Origin of the sequence: Bradyrhizobium sp. PRIMUS42, assembly GCF_023006515.1 — a bacterium.
Taxonomy (GTDB): domain Bacteria; phylum Pseudomonadota; class Alphaproteobacteria; order Rhizobiales; family Xanthobacteraceae; genus Bradyrhizobium.
This window is the reverse complement of the sequence record NZ_JALBGZ010000348.1, coordinates 1-6,625: the sequence shown is the minus strand read 5'-3', so window position 1 is coordinate 6,625 and position 6,625 is coordinate 1. Positions and strand designations below refer to the sequence as shown.

Sequence of the window (6,625 nt, the reverse complement as noted above, 5' to 3'; positions counted from 1 at the left end):
CGCAGGAGACCGAGCTCACGCCGCGCGAACGCGAAATCTGCGCCACGGTCGGCCCGGCCTTGCGCGAGCGCGGCCTGTTGTTCGTCGGCATCGACGTCATCAATGGCAACCTCACCGAGATCAACGTGACATCGCCCACGGGTATCCGCGCCATTGCAAAGCTCGGCGGCCCCGACGTTGCGGCGAAGGTCTGGGACGTCATCGAGCAGAAGCGGAAGAAGTAGCCGCCTATCGCCTTTAACTCGCTCCATCACCGTCACCCTGAGGTGGCCGCTTCTTCAGCGGCTCTCGAAGGGCGACGGCCCAGCTGATCGCAGCGCGGAAGCATCGGGGCCACGCATCCTTCGAGGCTCCCGGCGCGATGCTTTGCATCGCGCCACTCGCACCTCAGGATGACGGACTGCGACTGTCATCGCAGTTGCTTGGCACGCTCGCACCACCCATCACTAACCACCCATTCACCATGATGCGCCGCGTCCACGCGCGCACCGCGCACTGGGTGAAACTACGGGGCCGCTGGCCGACGGAATAACGCCGCGTTCACCATCTGCCGAGAACCAGCATCGTGGCTGGTCATCGCGTTCGGCCTCGCAACACCCCTTATACTTTTACTCCCTACTCATCGGCACGGGGGAACACGCCAGGTGCGGTTCGAGTGCCCCGCGTATGAGTAAAAGCGTATGAACACCGCACGCATCGTCGTTCTCGTCATCGCGCTGGCCGCCGGCGGCGTCGCTGCGTATCTGGCGAGCGGCTATCAGAATGCGCCCGCGCCCGCTGTGCCTGTCGCCGAGAAGCTGCCGACGGTCGAAGTCCTCATCGCCAAGAACGATATCCAGCTCGGCCAGGCGCTCAAGCCCGAAGATCTGCAATGGCAGACCTGGCCGGCGGCGACTGCGAGCAGCGCCTTCATCCGCCGTGACAACAGGCCCGAAGCCCAAACGCAGATCGCCGGCTCGATCGCGCGCGTCCCCTTGATGCAGGGCGAGCCGATCCGCGAGCAGAAGCTGGTCAAGGCCGAAGGCTCCGGATTCATGGCCGCTATCCTGCCGTCGGGCATGCGCGCCGTCTCTACCGAGATTTCAGCCGAGACCGCCGCCGGCGGCTTCATTCTGCCGAACGACCACGTCGACATCGTCCTGACCCGTCGCCTGAAGAATCCCGATGGCGCCAGCGGCGGCAACGACCTCATCCTGTCCGAGGTCATCCTGAGCAACATCCGCGTGCTCGCGATCGACCAGGCGCCGAAGGAAAAAGACGGCCAGAACGCCGTGATCGGCAAGACCGTCACGCTCGAGCTCAAGCCCGACCAGGTCGCCACGCTGTCGGCCGCGCGCCAGGGCGGCACGCTCCAGCTCGCGCTGCGGAGCATCGTCGATGCCAAGGCCGTGGAGAGTCCGGTCGAGGAACAGGCGGCCAAGCGTTCCGACGGCGTCAACGTGATCCGCTACGGGGTGCAGGCGCGGCAATTGACGTCACAGAAGTGATGGTGGGGAAAGCATGAAGGACGGGGATGATCGGACGGGCCTGCGCATTCGGGGGAAGCGCGCACGCTCGTTCTTGGCGGGGACGATGCTGATGCTGGGGCTGCTCGCAGCCCCCGACTGCGTCAGCGCCGCGGATGCGCCGGTCGGTGACCAGGCGCCGATGCAGGCTCCGGACCTCGAGGTATCGTCGGTCGCGACGATCGCGCCCGCGAGGTCGCGTTTTCTCTCGCTTGGCGTGGGCAAATCCGTCGTCATCGACCTGCCCCGCGAGGTCAAGGACGTGCTGGTGGCCGATCCCAAGATCGCCAATGCGGTCATCCGCTCGGCCCAGCGCGCCTATATCATCGGCGGCCAGGTCGGCCAGACCAACGTCGTGTTCTTCACCGCCGACGGCCAGCAGGTCGCCGCCTATGACATCGCGGTCAAGCGCGATCTCAACGGCATGCGCGCGGCCCTTCGCCAGTCCCTGCCCGGCGTGCAGATCGAAGGCGTCGGCGACAGCGTGATGCTGACCGGATCGGTGTCGAGCCCGGTCGAGGCACAGCAGGCCGGCGACGTCGCCGCCAAGCTGGTCGGCGGTTCGGACAAGGTCGTCAACAACATCGTCGTGCGCGGCCGCGATCAGGTGATGCTCAAGGTCGTCGTCGGCGAAGTGCGCCGCGACATCGTCAAGCAGCTTGGCGTCGATCTCAGCGCCAGCCTGAATGCCGGCACGGCGGTGGTGAATTTCAACAATTCCAATCCGTTCTCGGTCTCGGGCGGACCGATCGTCGGCAGCAACGGGCTCGGCGTCGCCGGCCTCGCCAAGGGCTTCGCCACCGTCAGCGCCACCATGCGCGCGATGGAAAGCGCCGGCGTCATGCGCACGCTCGCCGAGCCGAGCCTGACCGCGATCTCAGGCGAATCCGCCACCTTCATCGCCGGCGGCGAATTCCCGATTCCCGCAGGCTATTCCTGCGATCCCGTCACCCACGTCTGTACCACCCAGGTCACCTACAAGAAGTTCGGCATCTCCCTGAACTTCACTCCGGTCGTGCTCGCAGAAGGCCGCATCAGCCTGCGCGTGATGACCGAGGTCTCGGAGCTGTCGAATACGAACGCGATCACGCTGACGCAGGCGGTGTCCTCGAACTCGAGCAACTCGATCACCATCCCCTCGATCCAGACCCGCCGCGCGGAGACCACGCTGGAAATTCCCTCGGGCGGCTCGATGGCGATGGCCGGCCTGATCCAGCAGAAGACCAAGCAGGCCATCAACGGCCTGCCCGGCGTCGACCAGGTGCCGATCATCGGCGCGCTGTTCCGCAGCCAGGACTTCGTCAACAACGAGACCGAGCTGATGGTGATCGTGACACCCTATGTGGTGCGCGCGGTCGCCCAGAAAGAACTGGCACGGCCCGACGACGGCTTCGCGCCGGCCTCGGACGCGCAGTCGGCGCTGCTCGGCCGCATGAACCGTCTCTACGGCATCGCGCGCCGTGTCGATCCGATCGCCGGCACGCCGGGTGATTTCGGCTTCATCATCGACTGAGACGGACGGTTTGGGGACCGGACAAGAAACGGGGCTAGAGGGGACGATGACGACAACATCAGCCGATCGACGTCGCAGCTTAAGGATCGCGCTGGCACTGACGGGCCTCTCCGTCATGCTGGGCGCCTGCAACACCACCGGCGAGATCGTCACCCAGACGGTGCCGACCGACTATCGCCAGCGTCATCCGATCGCGGTCCAGGAAGGCAAGAAGTCGATCGTGATCTTCGTCGGCAAGGCGAGGGGTGGCCTCTCGGCCGCGCAGCATTCGGACGTCGCGGGCATCGCAAGGGACTGGGTGCGCGAAGGCACCGGCTCCGTCGTCGTCGACGTCCCCGTCGACAGCGCGAATTCGCGCGCGGCGGCCGCGACCTATCGCGAGATCCGATCCGTGCTCGCATCCGGCGGCGTGCCGTCGCGGGCCATCGTTCAGCATCCCTATCGCCCTGAAGATCCCGGGCTGCTGCCCACCATCCGTCTGAGCTATTCCAGGATTGCCGCGGTCGCCGGCCCCTGCGGGCTGTGGCCGGAGGACGTCGGACCCAACATCCTCGATCCCGGCTACAACGAGAACCGGCCCTATTTCAACCTGGGCTGCGCCAGCCAGCGCAATCTTGCGGCGATGATCGACAACCCCGCCGATCTCGAGCAGCCGCGCGCCGAGACCCCCGCCTATACCGCGCGACGCGACATCGCTTTCGAACGTTACCGCAAGGGCACGCCGATCGCGACCCCCTCACCCGACTCCGACAAGGCCAAACTCAGCGATACCGGCAAATGACACGCCTCCACGACGAAGACGCGGACGATCCGCAGCACCCCGAGGAACACATTGCGCCGGTTCCTCGCATCTCGGTGCAGGCCTTTTGCGAGACCGAGAAGACGCTCGCCGCGGTGACCGCGGCGGGGCAGGACCGCCGGCTCGCCAAGGCGCATCTCACCGCCAAGGACGGCGGCCTTGCCGCAGCGATCGAAGTCTATGAGACGATGCCGACGCCGAACGTGATCGTGATCGAATCCGACGGCACGCGCGACATCCTCGAGGGATTGGACGACCTCGCCGGCGTCTGCGACCCCGGCACGCGCGTGGTCGTGATCGGCAATCCCAACGACACCGCGCCCTATCGCGAGCTGGTGCGCCGAGGCGTCAACGATTATGTGGTCGGACCGGTCGAAACGCTCGACGTCGTCCGCTCGATCTGCAGCCTGTTCTCGGCCTCCGAGGCCATCATCACCGGCCGCGTCATCGCGGTGGTCGGCGCCAAGGGCGGCGTCGGCGCTTCCACCGTGGCGCACAACGTGGCCTGGACCATCGCCCGCGACCTTTCGCTCGATTCGGTCGTCATCGACCTCGACCTCGCCTTCGGCACCGCGGGCCTCGATTACAACCAGGACCCGGTGCAGGGCATCGCCAACGCAGTGCTGTCGCAGGACCGCCCGGACACGGCGCTGATGGAGCGCCTGCTCTCCAAATGCACCGAGCGCCTCAGCCTCCTCGCTGCGCCTGCCAGCCTCGACCGCGTCTACGATTTCGGCGCCGAAGCCTTCGACGCCATATTCGACACGCTACGCATGACCACCCCCTGCATCGTGCTCGACGTCCCGCACCAATGGTCCGGCTGGACGCGGCGCGCGCTGGTGAATGCCGACGACATCGTAATCGTCGCCGAGCCCGATCTCGCCAATCTGCGCAACACCAAGAACATGCTGAGCGTGCTGAAAGCAGCGCGACCGAACGACCGGCCGCCGCTGTACTGCCTCAACCAGGTCGGCATGCACAAGCGCGCGGAGATCGAGGTCAAGGCGTTCGCCAAGACCATGGAGAGCCAGCCGATCGCGGTGATCCCGTTCGATTCGAAACTGTTTTCGACTGCGGCCAATAACGGCCAGATGATCGCGGAAGTCTCCAAGAATCACCGCACCACCGAGCTGTTTCAGAACATGGCGAACCGTCTCGCCGGCCGCGGCGAGGTGAAGAAGCCGAAGCGCTCGTTGCTCGCGCCGCTGCTGAAGAAGCTGAAGGGCAGGCCTGGGCGCGGATCAGCCCCGCATCGCAAGGCGTCGTAGGGCCTGAGGCCTTTTCGGGCGAAGTGGATATCGGTTCGCGTCAGGAAAACGCATCAGAAGAGGATCTATGCGCGTGGGCTATTTGTCCGCCCGTTGCTGCTTCTTCGCCAGCAGCTGCCGCAGCGCAGTGACCTTTGCGGCGGCCTGATCGGGCGGCAGATCGGCCTTCACGAGGATTTCGGCCTCGGCCTCGCGGCCTTGCAATCCCAGCACGAGCGCCAGATTGGCGCGGACCCGCGCATCGTTCTGATTGCGCTGATAAGCGCGGCCGAGCACCTGTTCGGCCTTCGACAGATTGTTTTGCAGCATATAGGACAGGCCGAGATTGGACAGCACGGTCGGCTCGTTCGGCACGATCTTCAACGCCGCGGCGTAATATTGCTGCGCTTCCTCGTTGCGGCCGAGCTGATCGAGCGCCGCGCCCTGCGCCGACAGGATGCGCCAATCGGGATCCTCAGGCGAATGCGCGCGGCCGAGGACGTCGAAGGCCTGCTGGAAATTACCGTTGTCGGCGAGCGCTCGGCCATAGCCGGCGAGCAGCGCCTTGTTGCTGGAATGACCGAGCACGGCCTGCTCCATCACCGCGACCGCCTGCGCGCGCTGGCCGCTCTCGCGCAGCGCCTTGCCGTAGGCGAGCGCAATGTCGGGATCACCTGGCTTGGCGCGATAACGCTCGCGCAAAGCGTCCATGTCCGGCGTGGGGTCGGCCTTAACAGCCGTTTCCGATCTGACGCCGAGCGCGCCGGTCACGTCCTCGATGCCGGCGGTCTGGCAACCGCCGAGGGTGAGCACCAGGAGGGCGGGAAGCAGCAATCTCGCCGCAGGAAAGGCGAGGGACGAACGCTTGGACATACTCTGATCACTCGGCAACTGATCAGAGATGCTTACCGATTAACGCTAAAGTCCCGTTAAGGACGCGCTTCCCAAGGACCCTAGTCGGTGAATTCGGCGCCGAACTCGCAGCCGATGCGCCAGCGCAGGCGGCATTGCCGGGAATAGTCGGGCGCGAAGATGATGGTGAATTGCGGCGGCACTTCCAAAAATTCCGCCACCACTTTCACACCGCCATCCGAGATATCGGTGATCGTGCAGTCCCGCGGCAGCGACCCCGCGCCAAAATGGATCTTGGCGAGCCGGGTGCACATCCGACGTTCGCTTCTCCGGCGATTTGCTAGCATTTGAATTGTTCACCCGTTGACCACGGCCCATCCCGCAGCCCTAGGAGTAGCGGACATTCGTTGGAATGTGCTGAGGACAGAAGCCGGCATTCGAGGCGTAGTGTCGGCTTGGCGTTTACGAACGGTTAGGCTTCGTCGACCCTCCGGGGATCGTTCCCGTATTGTTCTTGCGGAGAGCGCCGGGCTCTGCTACCCCTAATTGTGCGAGAGGGGCAGGCTGGTTTGAGCATGGTTCAGCGGGTTTCTACCGTCGCCTTTGAGGGGATCGAGGCCCGCGCGGTCGACGTGCAGGTACAGGTGGCGCCCGGCCTGCCGGCCTTCGCCATCGTCGGCCTTCCGGACAAGGCGGTGTCGGAGGCGCG

At 65.5% G+C, this 6,625-nt stretch carries 6 protein-coding genes and 2 pseudogenes; 6 read left to right on the top strand and 2 right to left on the bottom strand.

Annotated elements, in window-relative coordinates; genetic code table 11:
- The 5 genes and pseudogenes from MOV75_RS22945 to MOV75_RS22925 form a co-directional block, all read left to right on the top strand.
- Nucleotides 1-224 (top strand): annotated as a pseudogene (locus MOV75_RS22945) (glutathione synthase); the annotation flags it as partial.
- A gap of 456 nt (nucleotides 225-680) precedes the next feature.
- The gene (cpaB, locus tag MOV75_RS22940; RefSeq protein ID WP_246926956.1) at nucleotides 681-1,487 is read left to right on the top strand and encodes a Flp pilus assembly protein CpaB; all 807 of its coding nucleotides are present in this window, start codon (nucleotides 681-683) and stop codon (nucleotides 1,485-1,487) included.
- Between the two features lie 13 nt (nucleotides 1,488-1,500).
- Nucleotides 1,501-3,018: a type II and III secretion system protein family protein gene (locus MOV75_RS22935; RefSeq protein ID WP_246926959.1), complete on the top strand. Its 1,518-nt coding sequence runs from the start codon at nucleotides 1,501-1,503 to the stop codon at nucleotides 3,016-3,018.
- 46 nt (nucleotides 3,019-3,064) lie between these two features.
- On the top strand, nucleotides 3,065-3,799 hold the full coding sequence (locus MOV75_RS22930) for a CpaD family pilus assembly protein (RefSeq protein WP_246926962.1): 735 nt from the start codon (nucleotides 3,065-3,067) through the stop codon (nucleotides 3,797-3,799).
- Complete coding sequence (locus MOV75_RS22925; RefSeq protein WP_246926966.1) at nucleotides 3,796-5,085, top strand: AAA family ATPase; 1,290 nt, start codon at nucleotides 3,796-3,798, stop codon at nucleotides 5,083-5,085. Before MOV75_RS22930 ends, MOV75_RS22925 begins: the two co-directional genes overlap by 4 nt.
- A 78-nt stretch (nucleotides 5,086-5,163) precedes the next feature.
- Here the strand turns inward: MOV75_RS22925 and MOV75_RS22920 are convergent, their stop codons facing one another.
- Together MOV75_RS22920 and MOV75_RS22915 are read right to left on the bottom strand one after the other, a co-directional pair.
- Nucleotides 5,164-5,937: a tetratricopeptide repeat protein gene (locus MOV75_RS22920; protein WP_246926968.1), complete on the bottom strand. Its 774-nt coding sequence runs from the start codon at nucleotides 5,935-5,937 to the stop codon at nucleotides 5,164-5,166.
- Between the two features lie 80 nt (nucleotides 5,938-6,017).
- Nucleotides 6,018-6,263 (bottom strand): PilZ domain-containing protein, encoded by a 246-nt coding sequence (locus MOV75_RS22915; RefSeq protein ID WP_007598461.1) that lies wholly within the window; start codon nucleotides 6,261-6,263, stop codon nucleotides 6,018-6,020.
- Between the two features lie 228 nt (nucleotides 6,264-6,491).
- Here MOV75_RS22915 and MOV75_RS22910 point away from each other — a divergent pair.
- Nucleotides 6,492-6,625: pseudogene (locus tag MOV75_RS22910) on the top strand (ATP-binding protein); the annotation flags it as partial.